Below are 15,710 nucleotides of genomic sequence, written 5' to 3' on the forward strand. Positions count from 1 at the left end.
ACCGGTACGTACGCGGCTGTGCAGACGGACCAGGACGGCACCGGTACGTACGCGGCGGTGCAGGGTGACCAGGACGGCACCGGTACGTACGCGGCTGTGCAGACGGACCAGGACGGCACCGGTACGTACGCGGCGGTGCAGGGTGACCAGGACGGCACCGGTACGTACGCGGCGGTGCAGACGGACCAGGACGGCACCGGTACGTACGCGGCGGTGCAGGGTGACCAGGACGGCACCGGTACGTACGCGGCGGTGCAGGGAGACCAGGACGGCACCGGTACGTACGCCGCGGTGCCGCAGGAGAACTACGAGGAGTGGGGCTCGCAGCAGTACCAGGGCACCGACTACGGCCAGTACCAGGGCGGGCAGGACGCCGGCCAGTACTACCAGGCCGACCCCTACCAGCAGACTCCGTACCAGCAGCAGGGCGCCTACGACGTGTACGGGTACCCCCAGCAGCAGCCCTACGCCACGGGGACGGGCGAAGCCGCCCCGTACGACGGGCATGACGGGCACGACGAGAACGCGACCCCGGGCCAGGGCCCGTGGCCGAACGACAACGGCAACGCATCGCGAGGCGAGTCCGAGTGAAGTCCACCCCCCTGTCCCTCATCGCGGGCGTCGTCGCCCTCGCCGCCGTCACCGGTTTCGCCGCGCTCACCGCGCCCGGCGACGAGGGCCCGGTACAGGCGAAGGCCGCTGCCCGGCTTCCGGTCGAGCGCTCCAGCCTGCTCTGCCCCGCTCCGAGCACGTCCGATCTGGCGGAGACGACGTACACGTCCTTCACCCCGGCGGGGGAGGGCGGCGGAGAGGCCGGTGCCGCCGAGCTGACGCCGGCCGAGACCCTTCAGGCGGACGACGACACAGCGGCGGACGAGAAGGAGGAGAAGGACGCGAAGGACGACGGGGACAAGGAGAAGGCGGCGGACGGCAAGCCCGTCGTCTCCCTGAAGGAACTCGGCAGGCCCGCCACCGCCGACACCTCCGACTCCGGCGCCCCCGCACTGGTCGGCACGGCCACCGGGAAGTTCGCCCCCGGCTGGACCGCGCAGCAGACCACCATGGCCGCCGCCGGCGGTGCCCGTGGCCTGCTCGGCGTCAGCTGCACCGCCCCCGACACGGACTTCTGGTTCCCGGGCGCGAGCACAGGGGAGTCCCGCCAGGACTACGTCCACCTGACCAACCCCGACGACACCGCCGCCGTCGCCGACATCGAGCTGTACGACGCCGAGGGCCCCCTCAAGTCCGATGCGGGGGAGGGCATCAAGGTCCCCGCGAAGTCGAGCGTCCCCCTGCTGATCTCGACCCTGACCAGCGAGACCGCCGAGAACGTGACCGTCCACGTCACCACCCGGTCGGGGCGCGTCGGCGCGGTCGTGAGCGCAGCCGAGGACGAGGTGGGCAGCGACTGGCTGGCCTCCTCCGCGGACCCGGCGGCCACCCAGATCCTGCCCGGCATCCCGGCCGACGCCACCTCCGTGCGCCTGGTCGCCTTCGCGCCGGGGGAGGACGACGCCGACGTGAAGGTGCAGCTCCTGGGCAAGGGTGGGGCGTTCTCACCGGCGGGGAACGACACGCTGCACATCAAGTCGCAGATGACCGCGAGTGTCGACCTCAAGAACGTCACACGGGGGGAGCCCGGTTCGCTCCGGCTGTCCCCCGCCGACGGCAGCAGGACGCCGGTCGTCGCCGCGCTGCGCGTGGTGCGCGGCACCGGCGCGAAGCAGGAGATCGCCTTCATTCCGGCGACCGGCCCCGTGGGTGGACGGGCGAGCGTGGCCGACAACCGGGCGAAGGGCTCGATGCTCTCCCTCGCAGCCCCGGGCGGAACGGCCGAGGTCAAGGTCACGGCGTCGGCGGGGAGCGGGGGCGGCGAGGCGACCGTCAAGACGTACACGGTCAAGGGGGGTACGACGCTCCAGTTCACGCCCGAGACCCCGGCGGGCCTCAAGGGCGGCTACGCCCTGACGGTGGAGACCGGGTCGGGCGGCCCGGTGTACGCCTCCCGCACGCTGGAGCTCACGGAAGGCGGGGTCGACATGTTCACCGTGCAGACGATGCCGGACGACGGGGGCACGGTGGAGGTGCCGACGGCGGAACAGGACCTGTCGGTCCTGGACGACTGAGGCCCGGCGCTGCGGGCGGCCTTCAGTCCTGCCCGTAGCGCGGGTCGACCGACTCCGGCGAGAGGCCGAGCAGCTCCGCGACCTGCTCCACCACGACCTCGTGCACCAGCAGGGCGCGCTCGTCGCGGCTCTTGGTACGGATCTCGATGGGGCGCCGGTAGACGACGATCTGCGCGGGCTGTCCCTTCGCCGCCGACAGCGCGCGTCCCAGCGGCACGGTCTCCTCGAGCGAACCCGGCACGTCGAGCACCAGGAAGTCGACATCCGACAGCTGCGGCCAGCGGCGCTCCAGTCGCTCCACGGAATCCTGGACGAGGTCGCGGAAGCTCTCGTTCCTGCTGACGGACAGCGGCACCTGGGGCGGTGCGACCGGTCCGCGCATGCCGCGGCCATGGCGGTCACGGCGTCGGGGCCGCGGCTCGGACGGGTGGGGCGGTACGGGACTGTCCATCACCGACGCAGCGTAGCCCTCCCCGGGCCCGGTCGATCACGGCTTCTGCGCAGGTCCGCCGGATGTCCCAAGATGAACATTGCGGCCGGGGAGAGTCCGTTTCCTGCTCTTGGTCCGATCGTTGAAGCTCCGCCGAATGACCGCTTGTGTCCTCCCCCGCGACCGCGACCGGGCCCGTACGCACCGGCGCGTCCCGGCTGCGGCGCAGGTCGGAAGGGCTGCGCGACAGGCGCATGGGACCGGTCCGGGGGCGACACGAGGGGGTGAGCCGGGGGAGAGTCGTCGCAGCCCGCTCAAGAGTGCGGTACCGTCCAACATCGTGAGCCCTGTACGTCGCTGTTCGCGAACCGCGTGCGGCCGTCCCGCCGTCGCGACACTGACGTACGTCTATGCCGACTCGACCGCGGTCCTCGGCCCGCTCGCCACCTATGCCGAGCCCCACTGCTACGACCTCTGCGCCGAGCACGGCGAGCGGCTCACCGCGCCGCGCGGCTGGGAGGTCGTCCGGCTCTCCGACCCGTCCGCCCCCACGCGCCCGAGCGGCGACGACCTCGAAGCGCTCGCCAACGCCGTGCGAGAGGCAGCCAGGCCCCAGGACCGGCAGCAAAGCGGTAGAGGACCACGGGCGGCCGACCCGGTCGAGGTCGCGCGCCGGGGGCATCTCCGGGTGCTGCGCTCCCCGGACTCCTGACACACCTACCGCCCCGGCGGTCCCGCCTGTCACCACTCCGCCCGGACTCTGTCCGGGTCGTGCAGGCTCCGTGACCGGTCTGCGCCCGGTCCGCGTCAGGTCCGCGGTTGGAAGAAGTTTTCCGGTGCGGAGCATTGACGATGACTTGTCGCGGACACGACCATTCCCCCACCCGTGAGAGATCGCTTCCGCATCACGGAATCCGGGGAGGCCTGTGTGTTTGTCCAGCAACTCGAACCCGTAGCCGATTCGCTCGGCCTGTCCGCTCTTGTCGCTTCCTTGCCGCTGGTGACCGTCCTGGTTCTGCTCGGCGCCGTCCGCATGAAGGCCCACCGCGCCGGACTCATCGGCCTCGCCGTCGCCGTGCTCGTCGGCTGGCTCGCGTTCGGCATGCCCGTCGGGCAGACCCTGTCCGCAGGGGCGCAGGGCGTCCTCTTCGGGCTCTTCCCCATCATGTGGATCGTCGTCAACGCCCTCTGGGTGTACAGGATGACCGTCCGCACCCGACACTTCGACATCCTGCGCCGCTCCTTCGGCAGGATCTCCGACGACCCACGCATCCAGGCGCTGGTCATCGCCTTCTGCTTCGGAGCGCTCCTGGAAGCGCTGGCCGGCTTCGGCGCACCCGTCGCGATCTGCTCGGTCATGCTCGTCGCGCTCGGCTTCGACCCGGTGAAGGCGGCCGTCGTGTCCCTGGTCGCCAACACCGCGCCCGTCGCCTTCGGCGCCATGGGCACACCCGTGGTGACGCTCGCCCAGGTCACCGGACTCCCGCTCGACGACGTCGCCACGGTCGTCGGCCGCCAGACGCCGCTGCTCGCGCTCGTCGTCCCGCTGATCCTGGTCTTCCTCGTCGACGGCAGGCGGGGACTGCGGGAGACCTGGCTGCCCGCGCTCGTCTGCGGAGTCGCCTTCGCGGTCGCGCAGTTCGCCGCGTCCAACTTCCTCTCCGCCCAACTCGCCGACATCGCGGCGGCTCTGGTGGGCGCGGGCGCGCTGATCGCCCTTCCCGGGGCCCGCAGGCCCGCCGACGAACCCGTACGGGCTGCCGTCCTGACGGGCGCGCGGAGCGAGGACCTGGAGGTCGAGGATCCGCGCCGCGAGGTGTTGCGCGCCTACGCCCCGTACGCACTCATCGTCGCGGTCTTCTCCGTCGCCCAGATACCGCCCGTCAAGCGGCTGCTGGCCGAGGCCACGCAGGTCTTCGACTGGCCGTTCCTCGACGTCGCGGGGCCCGACGGCGAACGGGTCGGCGCGAACGTGTTCACCCTTCCGCTCCTCGGCACGGGCGGCACCCTCGTACTCCTCGCCGGCCTGGTCACCGCCGTCGTGCTCGGAGTACGGGCCGGGACGGCGGCACGGGAGTGGGCGGCCACCGTGCACGAACTGCGCTACGCCGTCCTCACCGTGACGTCCGTGCTCGCCCTCGCCTACGTCATGAACCTCTCCGGACAGGCCGCCACCATCGGCCAGTTCGTCGCCGCGGCCGGGGCGGGACTCGCCTTCCTCTCACCGGTGCTCGGCTGGTTCGGCGTCGCCGTGTCCGGCTCCGACACCTCGGCCAACGCCCTCTTCGGCGCACTCCAGGTCTCCGCCGCACGGGAGTCCGGCCTCTCGCCCGAGCTGCTCGCGGCCGCGAACAGCTCCGGGGGAGTGCTCGGCAAGATGATCTCCCCGCAGAATCTGACGATCGCCTGCGCCGCCGTCGGGCTCGCCGGGCGGGAAGGGGATCTGCTGCGCAAGGTCCTGCCCTGGAGTCTCGGTCTGCTGCTGGTGATGTGCCTGGTGGTCATGGCGCAGAGCACGGCCGTGCTGGGCTGGATGCTCCCCTGACGGGCGTCCCCGGGCCGCCGGGTAGTTTGGGCGGTCCGTAAAGACCCCCAGGAGGACCGGCCGTGGTTGCTGACCTGTCGCAGCTCGTGAAGGCGTACGACGTGCGCGGAGTCGTGCCCGACCAGTGGGACGAGCCGCTCGCCGAACTCTTCGGCGCCGCCTTCGTCCAGGTCACCGACGCGGACGCGATCGTGATCGGCCACGACATGCGGCCGTCCTCACCCGGTCTGGCCGCCGCCTTCGCCCGTGGGGCGACGGCACGCGGCTCCGACGTGACCCTCATCGGGCTCTGCTCGACGGACCAGCTGTACTACGCGTCCGGGGCCCTGGACCTGCCCGGCGCCATGTTCACCGCCTCGCACAACCCGGCGCGGTACAACGGCATCAAGCTGTGCCGCGCCGGTGCCGCGCCCGTGGGCCAGGACACCGGTCTGACCGAGATCCGCACGCTGGTCGAGCAGTGGTCGGAGCACGGTCAGCCCGCCACCGCCGTCACCACCCCGGGCAAGGTCACCGAGCGCGACACCCTCTCCGACTACGCCGCACACCTCCTGGGCCTCGTCGGCCTCTCCGGGATCCGGCCGCTCAAGGTCGTCGTGGACGCGGGCAACGGCATGGGCGGTCACACCGTCCCCACCGTCTTCGAGGGCCTCCCCCTCGACCTCGTACCCATGTACTTCGAGCTCGACGGGACCTTCCCCAACCACGAGGCCAACCCTCTGGACCCGAAGAACATCGTCGACCTCCAGGCCCGCGTCCTCGCAGAGGGTGCCGACCTCGGCCTCGCCTTCGACGGTGACGCGGACCGCTGCTTCGTCGTCGACGAGCGGGGTGAAGGCGTGTCCCCCTCCGCGATCACGGCCCTGGTCGCGGCCCGCGAACTGGCCCGCAACGGCGGCAAGGGCACCGTCATCCACAACCTGATCACGTCCTGGTCGGTCCCCGAAGTCGTACGCGAGAACGGGGGGACCCCCGTCCGCACCCGCGTCGGCCACTCCTTCATCAAGGCCGAGATGGCCGAGCACGGCGCGATCTTCGGAGGCGAGCACTCCGCTCACTACTACTTCCGCGATTTCTGGAACGCCGACACGGGCATGCTCGCCGCCCTCCACGTCCTGGCCGCGCTCGGCGGCCAGGACGGGCCGCTCTCCGGGCTCCTCGACCGGTACGACCGCTACGTGGGCTCCGGGGAGATCAACTCCACCGTCGCCGACCAGGCGGACAGGCTCGCCGCGATCAGGGCGGCGTACGGCAGCCGCGACGACGTGCGGTTCGACGGACTCGACGGACTCACGGTGACCGGCGACGACTGGTGGTTCAACCTCCGCGCCTCCAACACCGAGCCGCTGCTGCGGCTGAACGTCGAGGCACGGGACGAGAAGACCATGACCGCGGTGCGCGACGAGGTCCTCGCCCTCGTCCGCGCCTGACCGCCGGGCACCTCGGGCACACGCACCGTGGGCGCCCGGGTGGCCCGGGGCAGGCACCGGGCATGCCGAGTCGTGCGGCCTGCATGCGCGGCCCATGGTGCCCACGGCGTCTGTTGTGCCTGTTGTGCCCGTTGTGCCTCGGCAGTGTTTATGGTGCCCCGCAGTGCCCGCGCCGTCCGTACCGCCCGCAGCGTCCGCGGCGTGCACGCCACCGACGCATGCGCCGTCGGGCGGGGCCCGCCGGGCCGCGACCCACCCGGCCCGGCGGTAGGCTGACCACGCCCCAAGCTGGGCGGACCCACACCGGGTCCGGACCGGATCCTCACCGCATGCCCGAAGGGACCCACCCCATGCCGCTCGAAGCCGGCCTCCTGGAGATCCTCGCCTGCCCGGCCTGCCACGCCGGGCTCGACGACCGGTCCGCGGCCGAAAGCCCCGAGCTGGTCTGCACCGGCACGGACTGCGGGCTCGCCTACCCGGTCCGGGACGGCATCCCGGTGCTCCTGGTCGACGAGGCACGCCGCCCCGCGTAACCCGCACCCTGATCAGCACGGTGATCGGAGGCCCACCACCATGCTCGACGAGTCGCTGCTCGACGCACCGGACGCCCTGGCCCGAGCCGACCGGCGGGATCTGCTGCGCGGCGCCGCCGAGGCAGGGGCCCGCGTCCGCACCGCCGCCCGCCACGCCGCCGAGGCGGGGATAGGGGCCCTGGCCCCCGAAGGCCGGCCCCGCGCCGTCCTGGTCGCGGGACCCGGCACCGCCGCGTCCGGCGTCGCCGACCTGATCGGTGCCCTTGCGGGGGCCTTCGCACCGGTCACCGCGATCCGCCCCACCGGGGTCGCCGCAGCGGCCGGAGCGCTGCGCTGGACGCTGCCCGGCTGGGCCGGCTCCGTGGATCTTCTGCTTATCGCGACGGCCGACGGTTCGGAACCCGGCCTCGCGCTGCTCGCCGAGCAGGCGTACCGCCGCGGCTGCACCGTCGTCGCCGTCGCACCCGTCCGGTCCCCGCTGCGCGAGGCCGTCGACGGGGTCCATGGACTCGTCGTCCCCATGGCGGCCGCGCCGTACGGAGAGTACGACGCCGAGACCTCGGCGGCGGGACCCGGCACGCTCTGGGCGCTGCTCACCCCGCTGCTCGCCCTGCTCGACCGGGTGGGCCTGATCGACGCGCCCCCGGACACGCTGCAGAAGGTCGCAGACCGGCTCGACCGCACCGCTGAGCGCTGCGGGCCTGCCATCGCCACGTACAGCAACCCGGCCAAGACCCTCGCCGCGGAGCTCGCCGACAGCCTGCCCCTCGTCTGGACGGAGGGCGACGCAGCCGGCCCCGTCGGGCGCCGGTTCGCCGCCGTCCTTGCCGAGCTCGCCGGCCGCCCGGCCCTCGTGGCCGAGCTCCCGCAGGCCCTGCCCTCCCACGGGGGGCTGCTCGCCGGAGCGTTCGCCGCGGGAGCCGACCCCGACGACTTCTTCCGGGACCGGGTGGACGAGCCCGAGGCCATGCGGGCCCGGGTCGTCCTGCTCCGCGACCGGCCCGCCGGCGGCCTGACCGCGGGCCCGGCCGCCCGCGAGCTGGCCCTGACCCACGACACGGCCATCAGCGAACTCGAACCGGAGGAGGGCAGCAGCGAGCTCGAAGCCCTCGCCGAACTCCTCGCGGTCACGGACTTCGCCGCCGTCTACGCCTCCCTGGCGTCCGACAACCGGACCTGACCGCCCGCCCGCCCCTGGGCACCCACGCCCCGCGCATCCCACGAGGACTCATCTCCATGGACCGGCTCTCCAACACCGTGCGCCCCTACGCCTGGGGTTCCACCACGGCCATCCCCGAGCTGCTCGGAACAGCCCCGACCGGCGAACCGCAGGCCGAGATGTGGATGGGAGCCCACCCGGGAGCCCCTTCGCGTCTCACCCGCCCGGCCGGACCGGGGGAGCGGCCCCTCACGGACGTCATCGCGGCCGACCCCGAGCGAGAGCTCGGTCCCGCCGCGGTCCGCGCCTTCGGCCCCCGCCTCCCCTTCCTGCTCAAGCTGCTCGCCGCGGGCGCCCCGCTGTCGCTCCAGGTGCACCCCGACCTCACGCAGGCGCAGGAGGGCTACGCGGACGAGGAGCGCCGGGGTGTCCCCGTGGACGCGCCGCACCGCACCTACAAGGACGCCAACCACAAGCCCGAGCTGATCTGCGCGCTCACGCCCTTCGACGGGCTGTGCGGTTTCCGCCGGCCCGCCGACGCCGCCGACCTGATAGCGGCGCTCGGCGTCGACTCCCTCAAGCCCTATGTCGACCTGCTCCGCGCGCGTCCCGAGGACGGCGCGCTGCGCGAGGTCCTCACAGCGATCCTCACGGCGGACCCCGACGAGATGGCGCACACCGTCGCCGACGCGGCCACGGCCGCCGAGCGGCTCGGCGGTGCCCATGCCCCGTACGCCCAGATCGCCCGCCACTACCCCGGCGACCCGGGCGTCATCGCGGCCATGCTGCTGAACTACGTTCAACTCCAGCCCGGCGAGGCCATGTTCCTCGGAGCGGGCGTGCCGCACGCCTACCTCGGCGGCCTGGGTGTCGAGATCATGGCCAATTCCGACAACGTGCTGCGCTGCGGTCTCACCCCGAAGCACGTCGACGTCCCCGAGCTGCTGCGCATCGTGCGCTTCGAAGCCACCGAGCCCGGCATCCTGCGCCCGGAGGCGTCACCGTCCGGTGAGGAGCTGTACGAGACGCCGGTCGACGAGTTCCGGCTGTCGCGCTACGTCCTGCCGACCGGCGGCGCTCCCGCCGACCTCACCGCCGCCACCCCGCAGATCCTGCTCTGCACCGCAGGCGCCCCGCGTGTGGGGGAGGCCGATCTCGCTCCCGGCGAATCCGTGTTCGTACCCGCGGACGAAACGGTCGAAGTGGCCGGAACAGGAACACTGTTCCGCGCGACCGTGGTGGTCTGACGTACGGTCCGCACCAGCGGCTGCAACAATGTCCGGCCGTGAGCGGCGCCCGTGCCGCAGCACCGACGAAGGGACACCAGGCACTCATGAGCGCGTCAGGCGGAACCAAGGCGATCGTGGCGGCACTCGCCGCCAACCTCGCGATCGCAGTGGCCAAATTCGTGGCGTTCCTCTTCAGTGGCTCGTCGTCGATGCTGGCGGAGAGCGTCCACTCACTGGCGGACTCGGGCAACCAGGGACTCCTGCTGCTCGGCGGCAAGAAGGCCCAGCGCGAGGCGACCCCGCAGCACCCCTTCGGCTACGGGCGCGAGCGCTACATCTACGCCTTCCTCGTCTCCATCGTGCTCTTCTCCGTCGGTGGCATGTTCGCGATCTACGAGGGCTACGAGAAGATCAAGGACCCGCACCCGATCGAGGCCTGGTACTGGCCGGTAGGCGTGCTGGTCTTCGCGATCATCGCCGAGAGCTTCTCCTTCCGCACGGCGATCGTGGAGTCCAACCAGACCCGCGGAAAGCTGTCCTGGACGCAGTTCATCCGCCGCTCCAAGGCGCCCGAGCTCCCGGTCGTCCTCCTCGAGGACCTCGGCGCGCTCGTCGGTCTGATCCTGGCCCTCGGCGGTGTCGGCCTGGCGCTGGGCACCGGCAACGGGGTGTGGGACGGCATCGGCACCCTGTGCATCGGTGTCCTGCTGATCGTGATCGCGATCGTTCTCGCCGCCGAGACGAAGTCGCTGCTGCTCGGTGAGGCGGCGGGTGTCGAGGACGTCGAGAAGATCCAGGCCTCGGTGGTCGACGGTGACACCGTCACCCGCGTCATCCACATGCGCACGCTCCACCTCGGTCCGGAGGAGCTTCTGGTCGCAGCCAAGATCGCGGTGCGTGCCGAGGAGTCCGCCGCCGAGGTCGCGGACGCGATCAACGCCGCCGAGAACCGGATCCGTGAGGCGGTCCCGATCGCCCGGGTCATCTACCTCGAACCCGACATCTACGACGAGGCCGCCGCCGAGGCCGGCGGTAACCCCGGCAAGGCCCCGGGCGGCCCCGCGTCCCCCGACGGTGTACCGGCCGGATCCGGCCACTGACCTGCTGAGGATCAGCCTCGAACGGCCCGGTGACCCACGCCGCCGCACAGGCGGGCTGGGGCTCACTGGGCCGTTCGGTGTAGATTCGGGGAAGTACCAGACGTCGCTGCTGATGGCGGTCGATCGGTTCGCGGAAGCGGGCCGGCCGAGGGAGAGAGGGCCTCCGACGGACTGCACTGCGGATCACCCGGGCATCCGTGTGCCCGTGACCGCCGCAGAGCCAGCCAGCCCACCCTCGACCCACTACGAGGAGCAGCCCGTTATGACGACGGCCGCCAATCGCCAGGACTTCAAGGTCGCAGACCTCTCCCTCGCCGCCTTCGGGCGCAAGGAGATCACCCTCGCCGAGCACGAGATGCCCGGCCTGATGTCGATCCGCAAGGAGTACGCCGCCACGCAGCCGCTGGCCGGCGCCCGGGTCACCGGCTCGCTGCACATGACGGTGCAGACCGCTGTGCTCATCGAGACCCTCGTCGCCCTGGGCGCCGAGGTCCGCTGGGCCTCCTGCAACATCTTCTCCACGCAGGACCACGCCGCCGCCGCCATCGCGGTCGGCCCGAACGGCACCCCGGACGCCCCCGCCGGCGTCCCGGTCTTCGCCTGGAAGGGCGAGAGCCTGGAGGAGTACTGGTGGTGCACGGAGCAGGCTCTGACCTGGCCGAACACCCCCACCGGCGGCCCGAACATGATCCTCGACGACGGTGGTGACGCCACCCTCCTCGTCCACAAGGGCGTCGAGTTCGAGAAGGCCGGCGAAGCCCCGGACCCGTCCACCGCGGACAGCGAGGAGTACGCCTACATCCTCACCCTGCTGAACCGCACCCTCGGCGAGTCCCCGCAGAAGTGGACCCAGCTGGCGTCCGAGATCCGCGGCGTGACCGAGGAGACCACGACGGGTGTCCACCGGCTCTACGAGATGCACCGTGACGGCACCCTCCTTTTCCCGGCGATCAACGTCAACGACGCTGTCACCAAGTCGAAGTTCGACAACAAGTACGGCTGCCGTCACTCGCTGATCGACGGCATCAACCGCGCCACCGACGTTCTGATCGGCGGCAAGACCGCCGTCGTCTGCGGCTACGGCGACGTGGGCAAGGGCTGTGCTGAGTCCCTCCGTGGCCAGGGCGCCCGGGTGATCATCACCGAGGTCGACCCGATCTGCGCCCTGCAGGCCGCGATGGACGGCTACCAGGTCACGACGCTGGACGACGTGGTGGAGACCGCGGACATCTTCGTCACGACGACGGGCAACAAGGACATCATCATGGCCTCCGACATGGCCCGGATGAAGCACCAGGCCATCGTCGGCAACATCGGTCACTTCGACAACGAGATCGACATGGCCGGCCTGGCGAAGATCGACGGCGTCGTCAAGGACGAGGTCAAGCCGCAGGTCCACACCTGGACGTTCGCCGACGGCAAGGTCCTGATCGTCCTGTCCGAGGGCCGCCTCCTGAACCTCGGCAACGCCACCGGCCACCCCTCGTTCGTCATGTCCAACTCGTTCGCGGACCAGACCCTGGCCCAGATCGAGCTGTTCACGAAGCCCGAGGCGTACCCGACCGATGTCTACGTGCTGCCGAAGCACCTGGACGAGAAGGTCGCGCGCCTTCACCTCGACGCGCTGGGCGTGAAGCTCACGACCCTGCGCCAGGAGCAGGCCGACTACATCGGTGTCCCGGTCGAAGGCCCGTACAAGTCCGACCTCTACCGCTACTGAGCCGACCGTCGGCCACCGGCCGGCGCAGCCCTCAGCAGCAGGTCCGAGCGCAGGCCCCCGCACCCCCGTGTCGGGGGCCTGCGCCGTACCTCACCCGCACAGCTCGAGGAACCCGAAGGACCCCATGCCCCGCGGCCGTTATTCGCTCCACGATGTCCACGACCACACCCCCCTCGGCGAAGAACACTTCCACTGCGCGCCCGGCCCCTCGGGCTGGCGCTATGTCTCCCAGACCACGGCCCCTTCGGGCGCCCACCTGGGTTCCGTCGATCTGGCTCTGGACGAGCTCGGCCGCCCCATCCGCCTCGAACTGCACGCCGCGAGCTGGCAGATCCGCGGTGCCGCCCTTGACGGGGTCACCTGGGTGCGAACCGACCCCACCGGCACTCACGCCACCGAAGGCAACGTCCGCGCCCACACCTTCTCCGGCACATCCCCCGCTTTCCTCGTCGCCACCGCCCGGCTCCTGCGCCTCACCCCTGATTCCCCCGCTTCTTCCGGTTCCCCCTCTTCCTCCGCGACCCGGGTCCGTCTGGTCACCTTCACGGACCCGGTACTCGCCCCCCGTACCGTCGACCAGTCCTGGTCTCTGCTGAACAGTGAAGCGCACGCCACTGACAACGGCCCCCTGCTTGTGGACGAGTACCAGGTCACGGCACTGGACACCGGTGATCAGTACGCCGTGCACATCGCGGGCGACGTGGTGCTCGCGGCGCCGGGAATCGAGCTCGAGCACCTCGAATCGCCGCCCTCGGCCATGCCCCGCCCTACCGAAGGCGCCTGACGGCCTGAGGCCGCGGGCTGAACCCGGTTCGCAGGGGCCGGTGGTTCAAAAGGCTCGAGCTCCTGAGGCCCAAGCTGCCCGGGCCCAGCCAGGTGGGAGTTCAGGAAGGTGGGAGCTCAGGCAGGTGGGGCGAACCCTGTCGTCGGCGGCGCGGCAGTGCCCACGTCCCTGGCCGAGGAAGCCGTCGCCGAGGCGCCCACCTCTCCAGTCCGGCCTTCGGTCGGCCGGTGACCGGAGAACTCCCGGTGAACCGAGAACTCGCGATCCATGGATACGGGCGAGGGCGCCGGTGCCTGGCCGCCGCGGACCGCAGCCGCGGCCACCCGCCGGGCATCTCGGGCCTGGCGTTCGTTCACCACTGCCGCCAGGTAGGCGGCCGCCGGCACCCCCTGCGGCATCGGAACGCCGGTGTGCGCGGCGAGGTCCGTGGACAGCCGCTCGGCCATGGATCCGCGCACAGTGACGTCGAGTTGGTTCATACGCGTCAGGTATTGCCGTACGGCCAGCCAGAGGCCCTCGGGGACACCCGAGAGATCCAGCTGGGCGAAACGGCCAACGAGCCAGGGGGGAGGAGGCGGCACCGCGAGAGCCCGCCCGGCCGGCACCCGCTCACGCACGACGAGGGTTCCCGCGAACACGTCGCCGAGCCGGCGGCCCCGGGCCGACACCAGCGAGGCGACACAGCCCACCACTCCGAACGTCCCCAGGACCTCGACCACTCCCATCGCCCCCCGCACGAGCGCGTGCCGGAACCGGATCGGCCCACCGTCGTCGCGCACCACTCGGAGCCCGCAGGCAAGCTTTCCGAGCGAACGGCCATGACTGAGCGTCTCGACCGCCACAGGCCCGCCCACCAGCACCAGAAGGAACGAGGCGACGGCGATCGCGGCGACCGCGGCCTCGTCGAGCGTCACGGTAGCCACGGCCAGGCCGATGGACAGCAGCACGAAAACGGTCAGAAGCACCGCGAGATCGATAGCTATGGCCAACGCCCGGCTGGGCAGCCTCGCCGGCTGCAACCCCAGTACGACCGCTTCCCCTGTCACGAGTTCATTCATCGCCAGCCACCCCTCGTCGCCGCCCTTCCCTGCCCCCGGGCACCACAGTCTGCCAAGCTGACCCCGCAGCGCGCCGCCGTAGTACGGACCCGTACGCACCCATGCCTGGAGCAGCAGCCGACCATGGATCTTGACGTCTTCGTGACCACCCACCGCATCGAGTGGGACCGCCTGGACCACCTCCTGCGTCGAGGACGCAGCCTGACAGGCGACGAGGCGGACGAACTGGTCGCCCTTTACCAGCGCACCGCCACACACCTGTCCCTGATCCAGTCCAGCGCCCCGGACCCGATGCTGGTCGCTCGTCTCACGCAGCTCGTTGCCCGCGCTCGCTCCACCGTGACGGGTACCCGCCGCGCTTCATGGCGCGACGCCGCAGGATTCTTGACCGCCGGGTTCCCGGCCGCGGTCTACCGCTCGCGGCACTGGTGGATTCCGACTGCTGTGCTCTCCACGCTGCTCGCGGCCGTCATCGGCTGGTGGATAGGCACACACCCCGAGGTCCAGGCGTCCATCGCCGCACCGGAGGACCTTCGCGCGCTGACCCGGCCCGGCGGGGAGTACGAGACGTACTACTCCAGCTACCCTGCCGCCTCGTTCGCCGCTCAGGTCTGGACGAACAACGCCCAGGCGGCAGCCATGTGTCTGGTGCTGGGGGCGTTTCTCTGCGTACCGGTGATCTGGATCCTCTTCGTCAACGTCATGAACCTGGCCGTCGGCATAGGGCTGATGTCCTCGGCCGGTCGGCTGGACACCTTCCTCGGGCTCGTCCTCCCGCACGGTCTGCTCGAACTCACCGCTGTCTTCGTCGCAGCGGGCACCGGACTCCGCCTCGGCTGGACGGTCATCGACCCTGGCCCGCACACCCGGCGCTCGGCTCTCGCCCAGCAGGGCCGAGCCGCGATAGGCATGGCCATCGGTCTGGCACTCGTCCTGTTCGTCTCCGGTGTCATCGAAGGCTTCGTCACCCCGTCGGGCCTCCCCACCTGGGCCCGCATCACCATCGGCGTAGTGGCTGAGCTGGCATTTCTCGCATACGTCTACGTTCTCGGGGGCCGGGCCGCCCGCGCCGGCGACACCGGAGATCTGGCACCCGAGGAGCGAAGCGCAGAGCTTCCTGCCGCGGCCTGAGAGCCGATGTGCGGGCGGGGCCGCTGAGCTGCTAGTCTGCTCGTCGCCCACAAAAACTGTTGACACAGTTCGCGTGGAGAGGTAGATTTTAACGGTTCGAACGAGCTGGACAGCTCGCTCGTGAACGTCTAAAGTTCATCTCGCTCGTGCAGAGGGCGTGTTCCTCGCAGGGCCGATCGATTCTTCTCTTCAAGCAAACGCCGGATTCGCTTCGGTCGAATTGCTTCTGATAAAGTCGAGTCAGCCGAAAGGCAAAGACCACTCCACGGGTCGCCCGAATCTAATTCGGACCGGAAACGGTACGGAAAAGAGTCTGGTAAAGTCGGAACCGCCGGAAAGGGAAGCGCGAAAGCGAAGAACTGGAAAGCGGAAAAGCAGGAACCCGCTTCGGCCGGGAATCGGACACGAAAGAGTCTGATAGAGTCGGAAACGCAAGAACAGAAGGGAAGCGCCCGGAGGGCCCCG

At 71.0% G+C, this 15,710-nt stretch carries 13 protein-coding genes and 1 pseudogene; 12 read left to right on the forward strand and 2 right to left on the reverse strand.

Translation table 11 applies throughout. The features are described from left to right. Together ABZ441_RS32795 and ABZ441_RS32800 are read left to right on the forward strand one after the other, a co-directional pair. Positions 1-591 (forward strand): annotated as a pseudogene (locus ABZ441_RS32795) (family 2 glycosyl transferase); the annotation flags it as partial. After that, positions 588-2,126: a DUF5719 family protein gene (locus ABZ441_RS32800; protein WP_358980940.1), complete on the forward strand. Its 1,539-nt coding sequence runs from the start codon at positions 588-590 to the stop codon at positions 2,124-2,126. The pseudogene ABZ441_RS32795 and the gene ABZ441_RS32800, both read left to right, overlap by 4 nt. A gap of 22 nt (positions 2,127-2,148) precedes the next feature. On the opposite strand, the gene ABZ441_RS32805 is transcribed toward ABZ441_RS32800, so the two are convergent. Next, complete coding sequence (locus tag ABZ441_RS32805; RefSeq protein ID WP_358980942.1) at positions 2,149-2,577, reverse strand: metallopeptidase family protein; 429 nt, start codon at positions 2,575-2,577, stop codon at positions 2,149-2,151. Positions 2,578-2,896: 319 nt separating this feature from the next. Here ABZ441_RS32805 and ABZ441_RS32810 point away from each other — a divergent pair, with 319 nt between their 5' ends. From ABZ441_RS32810 to ABZ441_RS32850, 9 genes are all read left to right on the forward strand, one after another. Continuing rightward, on the forward strand, positions 2,897-3,268 hold the full coding sequence (locus tag ABZ441_RS32810; protein WP_205022762.1) for a DUF3499 domain-containing protein: 372 nt from the start codon (positions 2,897-2,899) through the stop codon (positions 3,266-3,268). A gap of 216 nt (positions 3,269-3,484) precedes the next feature. Further along, positions 3,485-5,101, forward strand: coding sequence for an L-lactate permease (locus ABZ441_RS32815; protein ID WP_358980944.1), 1,617 nt, complete (start codon positions 3,485-3,487; stop codon positions 5,099-5,101). A gap of 62 nt (positions 5,102-5,163) precedes the next feature. Then, positions 5,164-6,531, forward strand: coding sequence for a phosphomannomutase/phosphoglucomutase (locus tag ABZ441_RS32820; RefSeq protein ID WP_358980946.1), 1,368 nt, complete (start codon positions 5,164-5,166; stop codon positions 6,529-6,531). A 350-nt stretch (positions 6,532-6,881) separates the two neighbouring features. Beyond that, positions 6,882-7,064, forward strand: coding sequence for a Trm112 family protein (locus tag ABZ441_RS32825; protein ID WP_015577430.1), 183 nt, complete (start codon positions 6,882-6,884; stop codon positions 7,062-7,064). Positions 7,065-7,104: 40 nt separating this feature from the next. Next, positions 7,105-8,244: an SIS domain-containing protein gene (locus tag ABZ441_RS32830; protein WP_358980948.1), complete on the forward strand. Its 1,140-nt coding sequence runs from the start codon at positions 7,105-7,107 to the stop codon at positions 8,242-8,244. 56 nt (positions 8,245-8,300) lie between these two features. Continuing rightward, on the forward strand, positions 8,301-9,470 hold the full coding sequence (gene manA / locus ABZ441_RS32835) for a mannose-6-phosphate isomerase, class I (RefSeq protein ID WP_358980950.1): 1,170 nt from the start codon (positions 8,301-8,303) through the stop codon (positions 9,468-9,470). 86 nt (positions 9,471-9,556) lie between these two features. Then, the gene (locus tag ABZ441_RS32840; RefSeq protein ID WP_358980958.1) at positions 9,557-10,552 is read left to right on the forward strand and encodes a cation diffusion facilitator family transporter; all 996 of its coding nucleotides are present in this window, start codon (positions 9,557-9,559) and stop codon (positions 10,550-10,552) included. 262 nt (positions 10,553-10,814) lie between these two features. Beyond that, positions 10,815-12,272: an adenosylhomocysteinase gene (gene ahcY / locus ABZ441_RS32845; RefSeq protein WP_358980952.1), complete on the forward strand. Its 1,458-nt coding sequence runs from the start codon at positions 10,815-10,817 to the stop codon at positions 12,270-12,272. Between the two features lie 124 nt (positions 12,273-12,396). Further along, a complete protein-coding gene (locus ABZ441_RS32850) occupies positions 12,397-13,056 on the forward strand; it encodes a hypothetical protein (protein WP_358980954.1) in 660 nt (219 codons plus the stop codon). A gap of 116 nt (positions 13,057-13,172) precedes the next feature. Here the strand turns inward: ABZ441_RS32850 and ABZ441_RS32855 are convergent, their stop codons facing one another. Further along, positions 13,173-14,114, reverse strand: a complete 942-nt coding sequence (locus ABZ441_RS32855) for an RDD family protein (RefSeq protein WP_358980960.1) — start codon at positions 14,112-14,114, stop codon at positions 13,173-13,175. A 123-nt stretch (positions 14,115-14,237) separates the two neighbouring features. Here ABZ441_RS32855 and ABZ441_RS32860 point away from each other — a divergent pair, with 123 nt between their 5' ends. Beyond that, the gene (locus ABZ441_RS32860) at positions 14,238-15,245 is read left to right on the forward strand and encodes a stage II sporulation protein M (protein WP_358980956.1); all 1,008 of its coding nucleotides are present in this window, start codon (positions 14,238-14,240) and stop codon (positions 15,243-15,245) included. The last annotated feature ends 465 nt before the right edge of the window (positions 15,246-15,710 follow it).

This window comes from Streptomyces sp. NPDC005752 (assembly GCF_040630715.1).
In the GTDB taxonomy this organism is placed as follows: domain Bacteria; phylum Actinomycetota; class Actinomycetes; order Streptomycetales; family Streptomycetaceae; genus Streptomyces.

Excerpts from the sequence above, each read along its gene's own strand:
- ABZ441_RS32860 (WP_358980956.1), top strand. The coding sequence starts at position 14,238 with ATGGATCTTGACGTCTTCGTGACCACCCACCGCATCGAGTGGGACCGC.
- ABZ441_RS32805 (WP_358980942.1), bottom strand. The coding sequence starts at position 2,577 with ATGGACAGTCCCGTACCGCCCCACCCGTCCGAGCCGCGGCCCCGACGC.
- ABZ441_RS32825 (WP_015577430.1), top strand. The coding sequence starts at position 6,882 with ATGCCGCTCGAAGCCGGCCTCCTGGAGATCCTCGCCTGCCCGGCCTGC.
- ABZ441_RS32855 (WP_358980960.1), bottom strand. The coding sequence starts at position 14,114 with ATGAATGAACTCGTGACAGGGGAAGCGGTCGTACTGGGGTTGCAGCCG.
- ABZ441_RS32850 (WP_358980954.1), top strand. The coding sequence starts at position 12,397 with ATGCCCCGCGGCCGTTATTCGCTCCACGATGTCCACGACCACACCCCC.
- manA (WP_358980950.1), top strand. The coding sequence starts at position 8,301 with ATGGACCGGCTCTCCAACACCGTGCGCCCCTACGCCTGGGGTTCCACC.
- ABZ441_RS32830 (WP_358980948.1), top strand. The coding sequence starts at position 7,105 with ATGCTCGACGAGTCGCTGCTCGACGCACCGGACGCCCTGGCCCGAGCC.
- ahcY (WP_358980952.1), top strand. The coding sequence starts at position 10,815 with ATGACGACGGCCGCCAATCGCCAGGACTTCAAGGTCGCAGACCTCTCC.
- ABZ441_RS32840 (WP_358980958.1), top strand. The coding sequence starts at position 9,557 with ATGAGCGCGTCAGGCGGAACCAAGGCGATCGTGGCGGCACTCGCCGCC.